10 protein-coding genes are annotated in these 20,750 nt (G+C 65.9%); 7 read left to right on the top strand and 3 right to left on the bottom strand.

All coding sequences use genetic code 11. From position 1 onward, the window contains the following. Positions 1–12 precede the first annotated feature (12 nt). The 7 genes from P7D22_RS05205 to rpoC all read left to right on the top strand — a co-directional run bounded on the left by P7D22_RS05205 (position 13) and on the right by rpoC (position 13,815). Positions 13–1,566, top strand: coding sequence for a sugar ABC transporter ATP-binding protein (locus tag P7D22_RS05205; protein ID WP_319933149.1), 1,554 nt, complete (start codon positions 13–15; stop codon positions 1,564–1,566). Beyond that, positions 1,563–2,564, top strand: coding sequence for an ABC transporter permease (locus P7D22_RS05200; protein ID WP_319933148.1), 1,002 nt, complete (start codon positions 1,563–1,565; stop codon positions 2,562–2,564). Before P7D22_RS05205 ends, P7D22_RS05200 begins: the two co-directional genes overlap by 4 nt. Beyond that, positions 2,561–3,544, top strand: a complete 984-nt coding sequence (locus P7D22_RS05195) for an ABC transporter permease (RefSeq protein WP_319933147.1) — start codon at positions 2,561–2,563, stop codon at positions 3,542–3,544. The genes P7D22_RS05200 and P7D22_RS05195 overlap by 4 nt, the downstream gene beginning before the upstream one ends. Before the next feature lie 451 nt (positions 3,545–3,995). Then, positions 3,996–4,517 carry a 50S ribosomal protein L10 gene (gene rplJ / locus P7D22_RS05190; RefSeq protein ID WP_319933146.1) on the top strand — a complete coding sequence of 174 codons (522 nt, stop codon included), beginning with the start codon at positions 3,996–3,998 and terminating at the stop codon, positions 4,515–4,517. A gap of 76 nt (positions 4,518–4,593) precedes the next feature. Next, the gene (gene rplL / locus P7D22_RS05185) at positions 4,594–4,968 is read left to right on the top strand and encodes a 50S ribosomal protein L7/L12 (protein WP_319933145.1); all 375 of its coding nucleotides are present in this window, start codon (positions 4,594–4,596) and stop codon (positions 4,966–4,968) included. 317 nt (positions 4,969–5,285) lie between these two features. Then, complete coding sequence (rpoB, locus tag P7D22_RS05180; RefSeq protein WP_319933144.1) at positions 5,286–9,407, top strand: DNA-directed RNA polymerase subunit beta; 4,122 nt, start codon at positions 5,286–5,288, stop codon at positions 9,405–9,407. Positions 9,408–9,639: 232 nt separating this feature from the next. Then, positions 9,640–13,815: a DNA-directed RNA polymerase subunit beta' gene (gene rpoC / locus P7D22_RS05175; protein ID WP_319933143.1), complete on the top strand. Its 4,176-nt coding sequence runs from the start codon at positions 9,640–9,642 to the stop codon at positions 13,813–13,815. Between the two features lie 88 nt (positions 13,816–13,903). Here the strand turns inward: rpoC and P7D22_RS05170 are convergent, their stop codons facing one another. From P7D22_RS05170 to P7D22_RS05160, 3 genes are all read right to left on the bottom strand, one after another. Then, the gene (locus P7D22_RS05170; protein WP_319933142.1) at positions 13,904–15,688 is read right to left on the bottom strand and encodes a thiamine pyrophosphate-requiring protein; all 1,785 of its coding nucleotides are present in this window, start codon (positions 15,686–15,688) and stop codon (positions 13,904–13,906) included. Between the two features lie 210 nt (positions 15,689–15,898). Next, complete coding sequence (locus P7D22_RS05165; protein ID WP_319933141.1) at positions 15,899–18,724, bottom strand: PAS domain S-box protein; 2,826 nt, start codon at positions 18,722–18,724, stop codon at positions 15,899–15,901. A 390-nt stretch (positions 18,725–19,114) separates the two neighbouring features. Next, positions 19,115–20,671 carry a DHA2 family efflux MFS transporter permease subunit gene (locus tag P7D22_RS05160; RefSeq protein WP_319933140.1) on the bottom strand — a complete coding sequence of 519 codons (1,557 nt, stop codon included), beginning with the start codon at positions 20,669–20,671 and terminating at the stop codon, positions 19,115–19,117. Between the last annotated feature and the right edge of the window lie 79 nt (positions 20,672–20,750).

Here is a 20,750-nt window from a genome sequence, read left to right as displayed (position 1 = left end):
GGCACGGCCGCCATGTCGCTCCCCGGTGAGGCCGCGCCCCTGCTGCGCCTGCGGGGCATCGACAAACGCTATGGCGGCGTGCAGGCGCTGACCGGCGTCGATCTCGACGTCGAGGCCGGCCGCATCCACGCCATCCTGGGCGAGAACGGCGCCGGCAAGTCGAGCCTGATCAAGTGTATGGCCGGGGTGGTGCAGCCCGAGGCCGGCACCATGGCGGTGGACGGCCAGCCGGTGCGCTTCGCTTCGCCGATGGCCGCCAATGCGGCCGGGGTGGTGTGCATCTTCCAGGAATTGTCGCTCGTGCCGGACCTGAGCGTCGCCGACAACATCCTGATCTCGAACCCGCCGCGGCGCTTCGGCATGATCGACCGCGGCGCCCAGCGCCGTCGCGCCGAGGCCGCGCTGGCCCGGGCCGGGGCGGCCGACATCCATCCCATGGCGCTCGTCAAGGACCTGCCGCTGTCGCGTCGCCAGCTCGTCGAGATCGCCAAGGCGCTGGCCCGCAACCCCCGCCTGCTCATCCTCGACGAGGCCACCTCGGCCCTGACGGCCGCCGATGTCGAAACCGTGTTCCGGGTGCTCAAGGATCTGCGGCAGGAGGGCCTCGGGCTCGTCTACATTTCCCACCGCATGCACGAGATCGCCGAACTCGCCGACACCTGCAGCGTGTTCCGCAACGGCCGCCACGTCGAAACCTTCGCGGCCGGCACCAAATCCGACGACGCGGTGGTGCGGATGATGATCGGCCGCGACTATACACACGTCTACCCGCCGAAGCCGGCGCCGGTGCCGGCCGCGGTGCAGCCCGTGCTCGAGGTGCGCGACCTCGGCTGGAACGGGGTGCTGGATGGCATCGATGTCACGCTGCGTCCCGGCGAGATCCTTGGCCTCGGCGGCCTCGACGGGCAAGGGCAGCGCGAGCTGCTGCTGGCGCTGTTCGGCGTGCTGCGCGGCGTTTCGGGCGCCATCCGGATCGACGGGCATGCCGTCAACCTCCACAATCCGAGCGACGCCAAGGCGCCGCGCAACGCCGTGGCGCTGATCCCCGAAGACCGCAAGACCGAAGGGCTGATGCTGCCGATGAGTGTCAGCCAGAACCTGTCCTTCGCGGCGCTCAACCGGGTGTCGCGCGCCGGCATCGTCGACCGCGCGATCGAACGCCGCCGCGTGGCCGAGATGGTGGCGATGCTGGCGATCAAGACCGCCGACCCGGACACCACGCCGGTCGGCACCCTGTCGGGCGGCAATCAGCAGAAGGTGGTGATCGCCAAATGGCTGATGAACGACCCGAAGATCATCCTGCTGAACGATCCCACCCGAGGGATCGATGTCGGCACCAAGCAGGAAATCTACCGCCTGCTGCGCCGGCTGGCCGCCGAGGGCGCGGCCATCATCCTGTATTCGACGGATTATGCCGAACTGATGGGCTGCTGCGACCGCGTTCTGGTGATGGTTGAGGGGCGCATCGGGCGCGAGCTCGTCGGCGCCGACATCACCGAACATGCCCTTGTGGCCAGCGCGCTCGCCATGGATTCGCACGGTGCCGCCGTGGGAGCCTCGGTATGACCGTGTCGCGCCGCGGCGCGGATTGGCGCTTCCGCTTCGCCGCGCAACGCACGACGCTCTCGGCCCTGATCGTGTTTGTTGTCATCTTCGCACTTTATGGGCTCAATCACGAAAGCGGCTTCTCGCCCAACGTGCTGCAGACCGCAGCCAACAAGGGCGTGCTGCTGGCCCTGGTGGCCGTGGCCCAGACCTTTGTGGTGCTGACGGGCGGCATCGACCTGTCGGTGGGCGCCACCTTCATCCTGGCCGACTGTTTGGCCTCGACGATCGTGCTCGGCTCGCCGCTGATGACTGGGCTCGGCATTGCGGGGGTGCTGGCGGCCGGCCTCGCTTGCGGGCTCGCGAACGGCTTGCTGGTGGTTTACGGACGCCTGCAGCCTATCGTCGCCACGATCGCGACCGGCGCCATCTATTTCGGCTTCGCCCTCCTCCTCCGACCCAACCCGGGGGGCGACGTCAATGCCGATCTCGCCGATGCCGTCACGGGGCAGCTCACCGGCGGCATCCCGACCAGCACCGTCGTGCTGGCAGCGATCATGCTGCTCGTTTGGGTGCCGTTCCGCCGGTCGTTCTGGGGCCGGGCCGTTTACGCGGTCGGCTCCTCCGAACCCTCGGCCTATATGTCGGGCCTGCCGATCGGATCCGCCAAGCTTTTGGCCTACGGGCTCGCGGGCCTGTTTTCCGCCCTGGGGGGCCTCATGCTGGCCTTCATCACCTATTCGGGCGAAGCCTCGTCATCCAATGCGGCCACCTACACGCTCAATTCCATCGCCGCGGTGGTGATCGGCGGCGTGTCCTTGTTCGGCGGCTCGGGCAGTGCGATCGGAGCGATCTTCGGCGCCTTCATCTTCCGCACCATCAACGACCTCCTGTTCGTGTTCAACCTCGATCCCCTGTGGCAGCCGCTGTTCCTCGGCTTCGTGCTGCTCGGCGCCGTGTCGCTCGGCGCGGTGCGCCTGCTGCGGTTGCGCAACCGCCTGGACTTGTTCGACCGATGACGGTTGTGCCTCCGCCCGCCCGCGCCGTACCGCGCTGGCTACGACGCCTCGACCCCGCGGTGCTGACGGCCTGCGGCTGCATCGTGGCGCTTCTGCTCGTCGGCAGCCTGTATTCTCGGTCGTTCCTGTCGCCCAACTACCTGCTGCAACAGCTCCAGGTCGGCAGCTTCCTGGCCATCATCGCCACCGGCATGATGATCGTGGTGCTGCTCGGACAGATCGACTTGTCGGTGCCCTGGGCGGTGGCGGTCGGCGGCATGATGTCGACGGCCGCCGCCGCCTACGGCCCGGCGGGCTCGGCCTTGGCGATCCCGTTCGGCGTGCTGTGCGGCCTCGCCCTCGGGCTCGTCAATGGGATCGGGGTGGCCTACCTGCGGGTGCCGTCGATGATCTTCACGCTCGGGGTCGATGCCGTCGCCCAGGGGCTGATGATCCTGCGCACCGGCGGGGCGGCGCCGCAGGACATGGCGACGCCCGCCATGCAGGTGCTGGCGACCGGCCACGCCATCGGCGGCGTGCCCAATGCGGTCTGGGTGTGGGTCGTGATCGGGGCCGCGACCGTATTCCTGCTCAACCGGACCACCTTCGGCCGCGCCGTCTACGGCATCGGCAACCAGGAACGATCGGCCTACCTGTCCGGCATCCGCTCGCAGCGCGTGGTGTTGATCGCTTTTATGCTGTCGGGCGGGCTCTCGGCCCTGTCGGGCACCCTGCTGGCGGGCTATTCGACCAAGGCCTACCAGGGCATGGGCGACCCCTATCTGTTGCCCGCCATCGCGGCCGTCGTGCTGGGCGGCACTTCGATCATGGGCGGGCGCGGCTCCTATCTCGGCACAACCGCGGGCGTGATCCTGATCACGCTGCTGCAGTCGATCCTGTCGGTCATGCAGATGTCCGATGCCAGTCGCCAGATCATCTATGGGGTCGTCATCCTGAGCATGCTGCTGCTTTACGGCCGTTCGCCGCGCTCGGGGCGCTGACCCGGGGACGTCACGCCGCGGCTTGACAAACCTAGAAACTGCGAAACGACCCCTTGGCAGCACGCGCGTGACCGGCTACAAGCCAATCCTCTAACCATCGAATTCCCACATCGGGGTTTCGCTTCGATGTGATGGAAAGGCCGGCATCTCCACGAGGGCAACCCGTGGTGGGTGTTGGATTTGTCCTGTCCAAGACTGCTGGTGGGGTTCGGCTTCGTGTCGCGCCCCTTAATCCGACCGGGCCAGCATAGACGGGGAAGAGCCGGATGTTTCGCGGTCGTGGGCGTGCCCGCAACCGTGGTTTGGTTTGGACCCTCTGTCCAGTACGGCCTCCGGGCCCGCTGGAGGGCAGGCACAAGAAGGTGCCGGGAGAACGCCGCAGCTGCGGTGAGGTTCCCGGGACCATGTGCAGCGGCGGGGCCCCGGGTTCCGCCCTTACGGAGAGTGTGCTGTGGACAGAGCGGAAAAGAAGGAGTTCGTCGCGACGCTGAACGATGTCTTCACAAAGACATCGGTGGTCGTGGTGGCTCGCTATTCCGGCCTGACCGTCGCCCAGATGCAGAATCTGCGCAAGCAGATGCGTGCCGCTGGCGCGACCGTCAAGGTCGCCAAGAACCGCCTCGCCAAGATCGCTCTCGAAGGCACGGATGTCGCCTCGATCGGGTCGCTGATGAGCGGCCCGACCCTGATCGCCTATTCGGACGATCCGGTAGCGGCACCGAAAGTGGCCGTGGCCTTTGCCAAGGAATCCGACAAGTTCGTGATCCTCGGCGGCGCCATGGGCAAGACGGCCCTGGACCTCAAGGGCGTGCAGTCGCTTGCGACCTTGCCGTCCCTCGACGAACTGCGTGGCAGGATTGTGGGCCTCATCCAGGCTCCCGCCACCAAGCTCGCTCAGCTCAGCACCGCTCCGGCGGCCAAGCTGGCGCGCGTGTTCCAGGCCTATGCCGATCGAGACGCGGACGCGGCTTAAATCGGCGCTGCCTTTGCGCAGCGCCCAAGCGGCATCTTGCATTCAACCAACCCAAACCTGATATCGGATATTCCCAATGGCAAATCTTGAAAAGATCGTCGACGACCTGTCGTCGCTGACCGTCCTCGAGGCGGCCGACCTCGCGAAGCTCCTCGAAGAAAAGTGGGGCGTCTCGGCCGCTGCGGCCGTTTCGGTTGCGGCCGGTCCGGCTGCCGCCGCTGCGGCGCCGGTCGAAGAGCAGACCGAGTTCACCGTGATGCTCACGGCTGCTGGCGACAAGAAGATCGAAGTGATTAAGGAAGTGCGCGCCATCACGGGCCTGGGCCTCAAGGAAGCCAAGGACCTCGTGGAAGGCGCTCCGAAGGCCGTCAAGGAAGGCGTGTCGAAGGATGACGCCGCCAAGCTCAAGGCCCAGCTCGAGAAGGCCGGCGCCAAGGTCGAACTCAAGTAAGGACGCTGATGCGAATGCGTCTTACGGCGCCGTTTCGCATCTTCGCGTGAATCGAGGTCTCGGGGGCATCCTCCCCGGGACCTTTCCTGCGTTTGTGCCCTGCACGGATGCGGCGTGACGACACCTTCAAGCCGAACCGGTTCCAACCGGCTCCGCCTGGAGGTGGGTGTCACCTTCCAAGAAACGATCGCGGCTTCGCGCCGCGACCAATGCCGGGTGTTCAGGTCTCCACCGGTGTTGGCAAGCTGTTCCGAAACGGGCGTCGGGTACGGCAGGCGGCTTTCGAGCCGCGAGAGGCGGATGGTGCGAGGAACAACATGGCGCAAGCGTTCACTGGCCGTAAACGGGTTCGTAAGTTCTTCGGCCATATCCGCGAGGTCGCGGAAATGCCGAACCTCATCGAGGTGCAGAAGGCTTCCTACGACCAGTTCCTGCTTGTTGACGAACCCGAAGGCGGCCGGCCCGACGAAGGGCTGGAATCGGTGTTCCGGTCGGTCTTCCCGATCTCCGACTTCGCCGGTACGGCGCTCCTCGAATTCGTGAAGTTCGAGTTCGAACAGCCGAAGTTCGACGTCGATGAGTGCCGCCAGCGCGGCATGACTTTCGCGGCGCCTTTGAAGGTGACGCTCCGCCTCATCGTGTTCGATGTGGACCCGGACACCGGCTCGAAGTCCATCAAGGACATCAAGGAGCAGGACGTCTACATGGGCGACATGCCGTTCATGACGATGAACGGCACCTTCATCGTCAACGGCACCGAGCGCGTCATCGTTTCGCAGATGCATCGCAGCCCCGGCGTGTTCTTCGATCACGACAAGGGCAAGAGCCATTCGTCGGGCAAGCTGTTGTTCGCCGCCCGCATCATCCCCTATCGCGGCTCCTGGCTCGACATCGAGTTCGACGCCAAGGACATCGTCTATGCCCGCATCGACCGGCGCCGAAAAATCCCGGCGACGTCGCTGCTGTATGCCCTCGGCATGGACGGCCAGGAAATCCTGTCGACCTTCTACAAGACCATTCCCTACACCCGCATCGGCACCGAATGGCGCGTGCCGTTCGACGCCGACCGCCTGAAGGGCGTCAAGGTCACCAACGACCTGATCGACGCCGACACCGGCGAGGTTGTGGCCGAGGCCGGCAAGAAGCTGACGGCGCGTTCGGTGCGCATGCTGGCCGAAAAGGGCGTCAAAGCCCTCAAGGCGCAGGACGACGATCTGTTCGGCCAATATATCGCCGAGGACCTGTACGACCCCAACACCGGTGAGATCTTCGCCGAGGCCGGCGACGAGATCACGATCAAGACCTTGCCGATCCTGCTCGGCTACGGTTTCGAAGAGCTGCCGCTGCTCGACATCGATCACATCAACATCGGCCCCTACATCCGCAACACGCTGAGCGTGGACAAGAACTCATCGCGCGAAGAGGCCTTGTTCGACATCTACCGCGTGATGCGCCCCGGCGAGCCGCCGACCATCGACTCGGCGCAGAACATGTTCGATTCGCTGTTCTTCGACCCGGAGCGCTACGACCTTTCGGCGGTCGGTCGCGTGAAGATGAACATGCGCATGGACCTCGATGCGCCCGACACGATGCGGACGCTGCGCAAGGAGGACATCCTTGCCGTGACCCGTGCGCTCGTCGACCTGCGCGACGGCCGTGGTGAGATCGACGACATCGATCATCTCGGCAATCGGCGCGTGCGCTCGGTCGGCGAGCTGATGGAGAACCAGTACCGCCTCGGTCTGCTGCGCATGGAGCGCGCCATCAAGGAACGCATGTCGTCGGTCGACATCGACACCGTGATGCCGCAGGACCTGATCAACGCCAAGCCTGCGGCGGCCGCCGTGCGCGAGTTCTTCGGCTCGTCGCAGTTGTCGCAGTTCATGGATCAAACCAATCCGCTCAGCGAGATCACCCACAAGCGCCGTCTTTCGGCGCTTGGCCCGGGCGGTTTGACCCGCGAGCGCGCCGGCTTCGAGGTGCGCGACGTGCATCCGACCCATTACGGCCGCATCTGCCCGATCGAGACGCCGGAAGGCCCGAACATCGGCCTCATCAACTCGCTCGCCACCTTTGCGCGGGTGAACAAGTACGGCTTCATCGAGGCGCCTTATCGCCGCGTGCGCGACAACGTCGTGTCGAACGAGGTCGTCTACCTGTCGGCCATGGAGGAATCCAAGCACTACGTGGCGCAGGCCAACGCCGTAATGGACGAGAACCAGACCCTCACCGAGGATCTGACGCTTTGCCGTCACGCCGGCGACGTGATGCTCGTGCCGCGCGAGCGCGTCGACTATATGGACGTGTCGCCGAAGCAGCTCGTGTCGGTCGCGGCCGCGCTGATCCCGTTCCTCGAGAACGACGACGCGAACCGCGCCCTGATGGGCTCGAACATGCAGCGCCAGGCGGTGCCGCTGGTGAAGGCCGACGCTCCCTTCGTGGGCACCGGCATGGAATCCGTGGTGGCGCGTGATTCGGGCGCCGCCATCGCGGCGCGCCGGGCCGGCATCGTCGACCAGATCGATGCCACCCGTATCGTCATCCGCGCGACCGACGAGATCGACCCGGCCAAGCCCGGCGTCGACATCTACCGGCTGATGAAGTTCCAGCGCTCGAACCAGTCGACCTGCATCAACCAGAAGCCGCTCGTCCGCGTCGGCGAGAAGGTCAACAAGGGCGAGATCATCGCGGACGGTCCCTCGACTGACCTTGGCGATCTGGCGCTCGGCCGCAACGTGCTGGTCGCCTTCATGCCGTGGAATGGCTACAACTTCGAAGATTCGATCCTGCTGAACGAGAAGATCGTCAAGGAGGACGTGTTCACCTCGATCCACATCGAGGAATTCGAAGTCATGGCCCGCGACACGAAGCTCGGGCCTGAGGAAATCACGCGCGACATTCCGAACGTGTCGGAAGAAGCGCTGAAGAACCTCGACGAGGCCGGCATCGTTTATATCGGTGCCGAGGTGATGGCCGGCGACATCCTGTGCGGCAAGATCACCCCCAAGGGCGAAAGCCCTATGACGCCGGAAGAAAAGCTGCTGCGCGCCATCTTCGGCGAGAAGGCCTCCGACGTCCGCGACACCTCGCTCCGCGTGCCCCCGGGCGTGCAGGGCACGATCGTGGAAGTGCGGGTGTTCAACCGCCACGGCGTCGACAAGGACGAGCGTGCCCAGGCGATCGAGCGCGAAGAGATCGAGCGGCTCGCCAAGGATCGTGACGACGAGCTCGCGATCCTGGACCGCAACGTTTACGCGCGCCTGGCCCAGGTGCTGTCCGGCAAGACCGGCATCGCCGGCCCGAAGGGCTTCAAGAAGGAAACCGTGCTGAGCCGCGAGATCGTGGGCGAGTTCCCGCGCTCCCAGTGGTGGCAGTTCGCGGTCGAGGACGACGCCGTGATGGGCGAGACCGAGGCAATGCGGAAGCAATACGACGAGTCGAAGAAGGGGCTCGAGAGCCGCTTCCTCGACAAGGTCGAGAAGCTGCAGCGTGGCGACGAGATGCCGCCCGGCGTGATGAAGATGGTCAAGGTCTTCGTCGCGACGAAGCGCAAGATCCAGCCCGGCGACAAGATGGCGGGCCGCCACGGCAACAAGGGCGTGGTGTCCAAGATCGTGCCGCAGGAGGACATGCCGTTCCTCGCCGACGGGACGCCGGTCGACATCGTGCTGAACCCGCTCGGCGTGCCGAGCCGCATGAACGTCGGCCAGATCCTGGAAACGCATCTCGGCTGGGCCTGCGCGGGCCTCGGCAAGCAGGTCAGCGACGCCGTCAACGCCTATATGCGGGCGGGTGCCAGTGAAACGAAGCCGCTGCGCGACACGCTGCACACGATCTATGGCGACAACCCGGAAGTGACCGAGCTCGACGATTCGAGCGTGTTGGAGCTGGCCCACAACCTGAAGCGCGGCGTGCCGATCGCGACCCCGGTGTTCAACGGGGCGCATGAGCCCGACATCGTCGAGATGCTGGAGCAGGCCGGTCTCGACGCTTCGGGGCAGGTGACGCTGCACGACGGCCGGACCGGCGAAGCCTTCGACCGCAAGGTCACGGTCGGCTACATCTACATGCTGAAGCTGCATCACCTTGTCGACGACAAGATCCATGCACGCTCGATCGGCCCCTACTCGCTCGTGACCCAGCAGCCGCTGGGCGGCAAGGCACAGTTCGGCGGTCAGCGCTTCGGCGAGATGGAGGTGTGGGCGCTCGAGGCCTATGGCGCGGCCTATACGCTTCAGGAGATGCTGACCGTGAAGTCGGACGACGTCGCGGGCCGGACCAAGGTCTACGAGTCGATCGTGCGCGGCGACGACACCTTCGAGTCGGGCATCCCGGAATCGTTCAACGTGCTGGTCAAGGAAATGCGCTCGCTCGGCCTCAACGTCGAGCTGACGCAGTCGGTCAAGATCGAGGGACCGACGGCCGAAGCCGCCGAATAATCCCGTTCCGCCGTCGTTGCGAGCGCAGCGAAGCATTCCAGGGCCGAGGCGCACCCCTGGATGGCTTCGTCGCTCCGCTCCTCGCAGGAACGGCCTTTGCATTCATCCGGCCGGTGTGTCGCACCGGTCGGGCCATGAGCCTGCCGCTTTCGTGAAGCAGGCCATGCGTAGGCGTACACGTCCGTAAGCGGGTGATGCCCCAGTCAGGCCTCACCCGGCTCAGGAGCACAGCATGAACCAAGAGGTCATGAATCTCTTTAATCCGGTCGTTCAGGCTCCGGCCTTCGACCAGATTCAGATCGCCATCGCGAGCCCGGAGAAGATCCTTTCCTGGAGCTTCGGGGAGATCAAGAAGCCGGAAACCATCAACTACCGGACCTTCAAGCCGGAGCGCGACGGGCTATTCTGCGCCCGCATCTTCGGGCCCATCAAGGACTACGAGTGCTTGTGCGGCAAGTACAAGCGCATGAAGTACAAGGGCGTCATCTGCGAGAAGTGCGGCGTCGAGGTGACGCTCAGCCGTGTCCGGCGCGAGCGCATGGGCCACATCTCGCTGGCCGCTCCGGTGGCGCACATCTGGTTCCTGAAGAGCCTGCCGTCACGCATCGGCCTGCTGCTCGACATGACGCTCAAGGATCTAGAGCGGATCCTCTATTTCGAATCCTACATCACCATCGAGCCGGGCCTGACGCCGCTCAAGGATCGTCAGCTGCTGTCCGAGGACGAGTACCTGCGGGCCCAGGACGAATACGGCCAGGATTCGTTCACCGCCATGATCGGCGCGGAAGCCATCCGCGAAATCCTGCGCAACATGGACCTGCAGCGGATCGCCGACGACCTGAAGGTCGAGATCTCCGAGGCCACCACCGAACTGAAGCCGAAGAAGCTCGCCAAGCGCCTGAAGATCATCGAGGCCTTCATGCATTCGGGCAACAAGCCCGAGTGGATGATCCTGACCGAGGTACCGGTCATCCCGCCGGACCTGCGCCCGCTGGTGCCGCTCGATGGCGGCCGCTTCGCCACCTCCGACTTGAACGACCTTTACCGTCGCGTCATCAACCGCAATAACCGCCTGCGCCGACTGATCGAGCTGCGCGCGCCCGACATCATCATCCGCAACGAGAAGCGCATGCTTCAGGAAGCGGTCGATGCGCTGTTCGACAACGGCCGTCGCGGCCGCGTCATCACAGGCGCCAACAAGCGTCCGCTGAAGTCGCTCAGCGACATGCTGAAGGGCAAGCAGGGCCGCTTCCGGCAGAACCTGCTCGGCAAGCGCGTCGATTATTCGGGCCGCTCGGTCATTGTGGTGGGTCCGGAGCTCAAGCTGCACCAGTGCGGCCTGCCGAAGAAGATGGCGCTCGAGCTGTTCAAGCCGTTCATCTATTCGCGCCTTGACGCCAAGGGCCTCTCCACCACGGTGAAGCAGGCCAAGAAGCTCGTGGAGAAGGAAAAGCCGGAGGTTTGGGACATCCTCGACGAGGTGATCCGCGAACACCCGATCATGCTGAACCGCGCCCCGACCTTGCACCGCCTCGGCATCCAGGCCTTCGAGCCGACGCTGATCGAGGGCAAGGCGATCCAGCTGCATCCGCTCGTTTGCGCAGCCTTCAACGCCGACTTCGACGGCGATCAGATGGCCGTGCACGTGCCGCTGTCGCTCGAGGCGCAGCTCGAAGCCCGCGTGCTGATGATGTCGACCAACAACATCCTGCACCCGGCCAACGGCTTGCCGATCATCGTGCCGTCGCAGGATATCGTTCTCGGGCTGTATTACGTTACGCTGATGCGCGACGGCGACGTCGGCCAGGGCATGATGTTCTCGAGCCAGGGCGAGATCGAGCATGCGCTCGCGACCAAGTCCGTGACCCTGCACACCAGGATCAAGGGCCGCGCCTGGACCTATGATGCCGAAGGCAACCGCGTGTCGAAGATCTTCGAGACGACACCTGGCCGCATGATCCTCGGGCAGCTGCTGCCCAACCACAACAAGATCCCCTTCGACGTCTCGAACAAGCTGATGACGAAGAAGGAAATCTCCAACATGATCGACACCGTCTACCGCAACTGCGGGCAGAAGGAGACGGTGATCTTCTGCGACCGGATCATGGCGCTCGGCTTCCGCGAAGCCTTCCGGGCCGGCATCTCATTCGGCAAGGACGACATGGTGGTGCCGGAAACCAAGCCGGCCATCATCGAGACCACCCGCTCGCTCGCCAAGGAATACGAGCAGCAATATAACGATGGCCTGATTACCCAGGGCGAGAAGTACAACAAGGTGGTCGACGCCTGGGCCAAGTGCTCCGACAAGCTGGCGGAAGAGATGATGCTGCGCATCTCGACCACCAAGAAGGACGAGCACGGCAAGGATCTGCCGGTGAACTCCATCTACATGATGGCGCATTCCGGCGCGCGTGGGTCGCCCGCCCAGATGAAGCAGCTCGCCGCCATGCGCGGCCTGATGGCGAAGCCGTCAGGCGAGATCATCGAGACGCCGATCATCTCGAACTTCAAGGAAGGCCTGACGGTTCTCGAATACTTCAACTCGACCCACGGCGCCCGCAAGGGTCTCGCCGATACCGCGTTGAAGACCGCGAACTCCGGCTATCTGACCCGTCGTCTCGTCGACGTCGCGCAGGACGCCATCATCACGATCCCGGATTGCGGGTCGGAGAACGGCATCCGCATGCGCGCCATCATCGACGCCGGTCAGGTGGTGGCTTCGCTGGCGATCCGCATCCTCGGCCGCACCACGGCCGAAGACCTGAAGAACCAGGACGGGAGCATCATCGTCAACAAGGACGAGATGATCCAGGAATGGCATATCGAGCGCATCAATGCGGCGGCCATCCAGGAGGTGAAGATCCGTTCGGTCCTCACCTGCGAGGCTAAGAACGGCGTTTGCGGCAAGTGCTACGGGCGTGACCTCGCGCGCGGCACCCCGGTCAACATCGGCGAAGCAGTGGGTGTCATCGCGGCGCAGTCGATCGGCGAGCCGGGCACGCAGCTTACCATGCGCACCTTCCACATCGGCGGTGCGGCGCAGATCGCGGACCAGAGCTTCGTCGAGTCGAACTTCGACGGCACGGTGAAGATTCGCAACCGCGCGGCGGCCCGCAACGGCGAGGGCGACCTGATGGTCATGGCCCGCAACGTCGCGATCGTCATCGTCGGTTCGGACGGAACCGAGCGCGCGGTGCACCGCGTGCAATACGGCACCCGCCTCAAGGTCGACGACGGCGATCAGGTGAAGCGCGGCCAGCGCATGGCCGAGTGGGACCCCTATACCCGCCCGATCATGACCGAAACGGACGGCTACATCGGCTACGAGGACCTGATCGAAGGCGCCTCGATGTCCGAGTCCATCGACGAGGCGACGGGTATCGCCAAGCGCGTCGTCATGGATTGGCGATTGAACCAGCGCTCGGTGAGCTTGAAGCCGGCGCTCGTCATCAAGGGCTCGGATGGCAAGATCATCAAGCTGCCGCGCGGCGGCGATGCGCGCTATCTGCTGCCGGTCGAGTCGATCCTGCCCTTCGATCCGGGTGCCAAGGTGAATGCGGGCGACGTCATCGCCCGTATCTCGATGGAAGGTGCCAAGACCCGCGACATCACGGGTGGTCTGCCCCGTGTGGCCGAGCTCTTCGAAGCCCGGCGCCCGAAGGACCATGCCATCATCGCGGAAATCTCCGGCACGGTGCAGTTCGGCAAGGACTACAAGAACAAGCAGCGCCTCTCCATCGTGCCGAGCGATGGCGACGGTGATGCGGTCGAGTATCTGATCCCGAAGGGAAAGCACATCCATCTCCAGGACGGCGACGTCGTGGACAAGGGCGACTACATCGTGGACGGCAACCCGGCGCCGCACGACATCCTGGCGGTCAAGGGCGTGGAAGAGCTCGCGGCCTATCTCGTCAACGAGATCCAGGAAGTCTATCGACTGCAGGGCGTGGCCATCAACGACAAGCACATCGAGGTGATCGTGCGGCAGATGCTGCAGAAGGTCGATATCGTCGATCCCGGCGACACGACCTTCCTGGCAAACGAGCAGGTCGACCAGACCGAACTCGAATATGCCAACAACCAGGTGCTGGCCATCGGGGGCAAGATCGCCACCGGGACGCCGGTTCTGCTCGGCATCACCAAGGCCAGCTTGCAGACGCGCTCGTTCATCTCGGCGGCGTCGTTCCAGGAGACCACCCGCGTCCTCACCGAGGCGGCCGTCAACGGCAAGATCGATACGCTCGAAGGCCTGAAGGAGAACGTCATCGTGGGTCGGCTCATCCCGGCCGGCACCGGGGCCGCCATGGCGCGCCTCCGTCGCATCGCCACCTCGCGTGACGAGCTGATCCTGCAGCAGCGCACCGAAGCCTCGAAGGCCCCGCTTCCGGCATTGCCGGCGGCCGAGTAGGGTTCGCGATCACGACACGAAAAAGGGGCGCCTCGGCGCCCCTTTTTTTTAACGCCGACGGCGGCCTGCCCGGGACGTCCGGCGCGGCTTACTTGGCGCCCGGAAGAACGGCGCTCAACACCTGCCGGGCCGTGTTCAACAGGATCGACCCTTCGCGCGGATCGCCCTTGGCCAGGCTCGACAGGAAGCCGCGCGCTTGTTGGAACTGGATGTGGGGCGGCAGCGGCGCTACCTCGGGGTCGGTCTTCACCTCAAGCACCACCGGCCTGTCGCTGGCCAGCGCCTCGTCCCAGGCGGCGCCCATCCGGGCGGGATCGTCCACATAAAGGCTCTTGAAGCCCAGCAACGCGCCGAACCGGTGGTAGGGGAAATCCGGGATCTGCTGGGACGCGTCGAACTTGGGATTGCCCTCCATGATCCGCTGTTCCCAGGTGACCTGGTTCAGATCCTCGTTGTTGAACACACAGACGATCCACGTCGGGTTCGCCCATTGCTTCCAGTATTTCTGCACCGTGATCAGCTCGGCCATGTTGTTCATCTGCATGGCCCCGTCGCCGACCAGCGCGATCACCGGCCGGTCCGGGTGGGCGAACTTGGCCGCGATCGCGTAAGGGACCGCCGCCCCCATGGAGGCGAGGCCACCCGACAGCGAGGCCATCATGCCGCGCCGCATCTTCAGGTCACGGCCGTACCAATTGGCGCAGGAGCCCGAATCCGAGGTGATGATGGCCCGGTCGGGAATGCGGGGTGACAGCTCCCAGGCGACGCGCTGCGGGTTGACCGGATCGGCCTTTGCCATGGCCCGGTCCTCGAGCACGGCCCACGAGTCCTTGACCCAGCCCTCGATCGACTCCCGCCAACCGCGATCGGTTTTCTGCTGCAGCAGCGGCAGCAACGCCTTCAGGGTTTCGGCGCTGTCCCCGACGAGGTTGACCTCCATCGGGTAGCGGATCGACAGCATATCGGGCTTGAGGTCGATCTGCACGCCGCGGGCCGCCCCCTCCTTGGGCAGGAACTCCGCATACGGAAAACCAGAGCCGATCATCAACAGCGTGTCGCACGCTTCCATCATCTTGGAGGAGGCTTGCGTGCCCAGGAGGCCGATGGTGCCCGTCACCCAGGGCAGGTCGTCGGGCAGGGCGGCCTTGCCGAGCAGCGCCTTGGCGACGCCGGCGCCAAGCACCTCCGCCACCGCGATCACCGCGTCGGTCGCCTGGAGCGCGCCTGCCCCGACCAGGATCGCGACCTTCTTGCCTTCGTTCAGCACGGTTGCGGCGGCGGCGAGGTCTGCCTCGTAGGGTACCACCTTCGGCTTGGCGAAGCCGACGCCGCTGAACACGGCGCCATGCTGGCGCGGCGGCTCCTCGTAGGGGAGGTCCTGCAGATCGTTCGGGAACACCAGCGCCGTGACCGACCGGCCACCGATGGCCGAGCGGATGCCGCGGTCGATGATGTGGCGCACCTGCGCCGGCACCATGGCGGTCTGCACGTAATCGGCCACATCCTTGAACATGGCCTGCAGGTCGACCTCCTGCTGGTAATGGGCGCCGAGCGCCGTGCGGGCCTGCTGGCCCACGATGGCCAGCACCGGCTGGTGGTCCGCCTTGGCGTCATAGAGGCCGGTCAACAGATGCGAGGCGCCAGGGCCCGAAGTGGCGAGGCAGACGCCAAGCTCTCCCGAGAATTTGGCATAGGCCGACGCCATGAAGGCGGCCATCTCCTCGTGACGGGCCTGGATAAATTCGATCTTTCCCGGGGCGCGCTGCAAGCCGCCCAGCACGCCGTTGATGCCGTCGCCGGGGTAGCCGAAGATCTTGCGCACCCCCCAGGCATGCAGGCGCTCGACCACGAAATCACCGACGGTTTGCGACATGGATGTTCACCGCGTTGGAACCAGACAGGCGGATGGGAAGCCCGCGACCGAAGCCACGTCGGCAACAGGAAAAGGCCGCCGTGCGGGCCGCCGGGACAAGACCGACCTGAAGCGTCAACGGCGTTTGACACCCGTCGTTCCGCGGCGCCGGCCGCCTTCGCCCGTTTCAAACGGCGACGGTCGGCCCCATGGTTCAGCGGGGCGCCGTCGCTAGACGGTGCGGGCTTCGACCAGCCGGCGCCACCGCACGGCCTTTTGCAGGGCGCGCGACAATTCATCGAGGGAATAGGGTTTTTGCAGGAGCGCGAACCCATGGGTTCCATCCTGGGCCAGGATCTGGCTGTAGCCACTCGTCAGCACCACCGGCAGGCCGGGATGACGGCGGCAGATCTCCTGCGCGAGGTCGATCCCGTTCATGCCCGGCATCACCACGTCGGAAAACACGACGTCGAAACGGCCGGCATCCTGATCGAGCAGCGTCAGCGCCACGGCGGCGTCGACCGCCAAGGTCGGGCGGAACCCGAGTTCGCCAAGCGTCTGCACCGCGAAGGCGCCGACGCCGGCATTGTCCTCCACCACCAGCACGCCGGTGCCATGCCCGTCCACCAGGGCCCGGTCGGCTTCGGGCTCCGCCGCCGCGACCGCGTCGAGGGTTCGCGGCAGGTAAAGGGTGAAGGTCGCACCTTGGCCCGGTTGGCTGGCGACGTCGACCTCGCCGCCCGACTGCTTGACGAAGCCGAACACTTGGCTGAGGCCGAGCCCCGTGCCCTTGCCGACCCCCTTGGTGGTAAAGAAGGGCTCGAAGATCTTGTCGAGATCCTGCTTGTGGATGCCCGACCCCGTATCCGACACCGCCACCCTCACAAAGGCGCCGACCCGCGCCGGGTGAGCGCGGAGTGGCGGAACACGGTCGACGAGGGCCACCGTGATCGACAGGTCGCCCTCGCCCTGCATGGCATCGCGGGCATTCACGGCGAGGTTCACCAGCGCGGTGTCGAACTGGCTCGGGTCGGCATTGACTAGGCAGACCTCGTCCGGGACCGAGATGCCGATGCGGATGCGCGATCCCGTCAAGGTCACGACCATGTCGCCGAGCGCGCGGATGCTGGCGGCGGCATCGAAGACGATGGGCTTCAAGGTCTGCCGCCGCGAGAAGGCCAGCAGCTGCGACGTCAGCTTGGCGGCCCGCGTCGTGGTGTCGGCGATGGCCTCGATATAACGGTGGCGGCGCTCCTCGCTGAGGCTCGGGCGCCTCAACAGGTCGACGGAAGACCGGATCACCGTCAGCAGGTTGTTGAAGTCGTGGGCCACGCCGCCCGTCAACTGCCCCACGGCCTCCATCTTCTGCGACTGGCGCAGCTGGTCCTCGGCGTGGCGCAGCGCTTCCGCCCGCAGGGCCTCCTCGGTCATGTCGCGGCCGACCGCGTTGATGGCGCCGCCGCCCGGAACCGCCATCCAGCTGATCGTGCGGTAGCTGCCGTCCTTGTGGCGGTAGCGGTTCTCGAATTGCGCCAGCGATTGGCCATCCGCAAGGCCCTGGGCGCCGGCGAGGGTATGCTGAAGGTCGTCGGGGTGGATGAGGTCGAACAGGCTACGGCCCAGCAGGTCGCGCTCGCTCCAGCCCAGCATGGCATCCCAGGCCGGGTTGACGGCCGTGATAACGCCGTCGAAGCCGCAAACCAGCATGATGTCGGTCGACAACTGCCATATGCGGTTTCGGTCGGCGGTCCGCAGCGCCACTTCGGCCTCGAGCGACGCCGCGAGCTGCCGCAAGGCATCCTCGGCCCGCCGCCGCTGGATGGCCGCATGGGTCCGGTCGACCACCTCGCGCACGAAGCCGATGTCCTGTTCGGTCCAGCGGCGGGGCGTCGACTGGGCCACGAAGCAGATGGCCGCGAGGCCGCCGTTCTCCATCGTGGGCACGTTGACGAGGGTGCGGGCCGAGATCGCCTCGAGGGCCTCGCTCCGGTCGGCCGTGCGCGCATCCGAAAGCGCATCGGCCAGAACCACGGTGTGGCCCTTCCTGAGATCCTCGACATAGCTGCCGTAGTCCCGGAAGCGGTGCGGGCCGGCCAGCGACGCCAGGCCCGGCGCCGTCCAGTCGCGCTCGACGGTGACGATCTCGCCCGCGAGGTCGACCGAGGCATAGCCGGCCCGCTCCACCCCCAGCGTCCGCCCCAGGATCTCGGCGGCCGCAAAGGCCATGTCGGGCCTGCTGGCGCCGTCCCGCAGCCGATCCCCAAGGTCGAGCAAAGCCGAGAGCTTGGTGGCGGCCTGCTTTTCCGCCGTGATGTCCCGCGAGATCGCCAGGAGCGTCTCCGGCGCGCCATGGCGGTCGAGGATGGGGGTGACGCGCACGTCCCACCATTTGGACGTGCCCTTGAAGGTGCTGGTCACCCCTTGGAAGTGACTGGTCCGCCCCGCCTTGGCGGCCACCACGGCGGCTTCGGCCTTGGTGTGGAGGTCGCCTTGCCAGAAGTCCGGCCAGGGGCAGCTTCGGATCGCCTCGAAGTCCTCGACCTCCATCACCCGCCGACCGCCCTCGCTCATGAAGACGAGCTTGGCCTCGAGATCGAGCACCTTGATGCAATCGTCCGATGCCGCGAGGACGTTGTTGATGAAATCCTGCTGGGTTTGCCGCCGCTCCGCGTCCTGCCGACGCGCCGTCTCGTCCCGCACAATCTTCAGGAACCCGCTGTGGCGGCCGTCCGGGTCCCGCAACGGCATCATCTCGCCATTGGCCCAGAAGCGCGACCCGTCCCGCCGCAGGTGCCAGCGCTCGTCGCTGCCGCGACCGGTCTCGAGGGTGCGGGACATTTCACGCGCAACACAACCGTCGGCGCGATCTTCCGGGACGAAGAAGCGATCGGCCGGGCCGCCGATCATTTCGGCGGCCGACCAGCCGAACATCATTTCGGCGCCCGTATTCCAGTCCGTGATCAGGCCGGCGCGGTCGGTCGCCAGGATGGCGAAGTCGACCGCGCTCTCGAAGATCGCCTCGTAGCGTTGGAGGCGGGACTCGGCGGTGGCGTGCATGTCAGCGACCCGACGGGCTCGTGATGAGCGAGGCGGCCGGACATGGCCAATGCTCAGCCGCCCCACGCCCGATCGCGCCAGTGAGGCTCACCCGGGCGCCGTCGCGGCCCCTCGCGTGCCGGCCTGCCGACACCGTGCCGCCGACAAGGCGAAGGCGTGGCTCCGTTTGAACCCCGTGCGAAGTGTGCTTGGCAGGCATGGGCCGAATTACCATGCCGTCACAAGGGTGTCACCCGACGCGGCTTTGCGCTTTCCCCTCGTCCGACCACCGCCATGAGCGCGCCGTGGCCCAATGCGAAACCGCGAGGGTTTCGGCCTTGTCCGGCCCTGCGAGCCGCCACGTTTCGGGTCGACCGGACTGCGCGATGGCCGGTCGGACCGGCTCGCGTTTCAGTGGGCCTCGACGGGGGCGGCGGCTTGCGCCGGCTTCTTCAACAGCGCGACAAAGGCCAGGCTGATGATGAGGCCGACGCCGATGATCCAGAAGGCATCGGCATAGGCCATCACATAGGCTTCGCGGCGAACCTGCGCGGCCAGCGTTCCCAGCGCCGCACCCCGGGCCGCCGTCAGGTCGAGCACATGGGCGTGCATCCCGGCCACCAGGGCCGACAAGCGCGACTGGGTCAGCGTGGCGTTCTGGGTCATGGCTTCGGCCAGCACCGAAAAGTGGAAATGCTCGCGCCGGTCGATCATGGTCGACAGCATGGCGATGCCGATCGAGCCGCCGAGGTTGCGCATCATCGACGACAAGGCCGAGGCATCGGCAGTGTCGCGGGGCGGGAGGCCCGCGGTCGACATCTGCGAAAGCGGGATGGTGAACAAGGGCTGCCCGGCGGCGCGCAGCAGCTGCGGCAGGATCAGCTGGTCCATGCCGACGTCATGGGTCAGGTTCACGTTGATGAAGCAGCTCACCACGAACAACACGGTTCCGGCGACGACCAGCAGGCGCGGGTCGAACCGCCGCATGAGCAGCGGCATGATGGGAAACATGACGAGCTGCGGCAACCCGCTCCACATCACCACATAGCCGATCTGCTCGGCATTATAGCCCTGGATCTGGGCGCAATAGACCGGGATGACGTAGATCGACCCGAACGACACGGCACCGATGACGGTCATCAGCACGCAGCTGCCGCCCACCGAGCGGTTGCCGAGCACGCGCAGGTTGATGAACGGCCGGGCGGCCATGAGTTGCCGCACCACGAAACCGACGATGCCGACGACCGCGAGAAGCATCGCCTCGATGATGAGCGGCGACTCGAACCATTCCTTCCGCTGCCCTTCCTCCAGCACGAAAGTGAGGGCCGGCAGCCCGACGGCCATCAGCCCGATGCCGAGCCAGTCGCCCTTCACCAGTTCCTCGGTGTGAGCCCGCTGCCGGTCGAGGCTGAACAGCTGAAGGCCGAAGGCGAGCGGCCCCGGAACGAGGTTCAGGTAGAAGATGTAGTGCCAGGAAAAGTTGTCGGTCAGCCATCCCCCGATGGTCGGTCCGATGGCGGGCGCAAAGGTCGCCGTGAGCCCGAACAACACGATGCCGACGGGCTGCTGGGCGCGCGGCAGCTTGGTGCGCACGATGGTGATCGCGGTGGGGATCAGCACGCCGCCGGTGAACCCCTGGCCGGCGCGGAACACGATCATCTGGTGCAGGCTGGTGGCGGACGCGCAGGCGACCGAGAAGCCGATGAACAAGGCCGTGTTGACCGACAGGTAACGCCGCAGGCCGAACACCGCGCCTAGCCAGCCCGTCAGGGGAATCACGATGATCTCCGCCATCAGATAGGCAGTCGACACCCAGCTGCCCTCGTCGCTCGAGGCCCCGAGCGCGCCCTCGATGTTGTTCAGCGAAGCATTGGTGATCTGGATGTCGAGGATGGCCGTGAAGGCGCCGAGGATGGCGGCCGCAACCGCGAGCCAATCGCGCAGGGAAGCTTTCTCGGGTGCGGGCATGGGTCGGCCAAAGCCTCAACGGGCGGCAAGGCACGGCTTCGGCCGGGACGCGGGCGAAGTCGCGGGCGGGGAAGAGCGG

Origin of the sequence: Lichenihabitans sp. Uapishka_5 (assembly GCF_033947565.1) — a bacterium.
Taxonomy (GTDB): Bacteria; Pseudomonadota; Alphaproteobacteria; order Rhizobiales; family Beijerinckiaceae; genus Lichenihabitans.
Note: the sequence above shows the minus strand (reverse complement) of the source record. Positions and strands in the feature narration are given on the sequence as shown.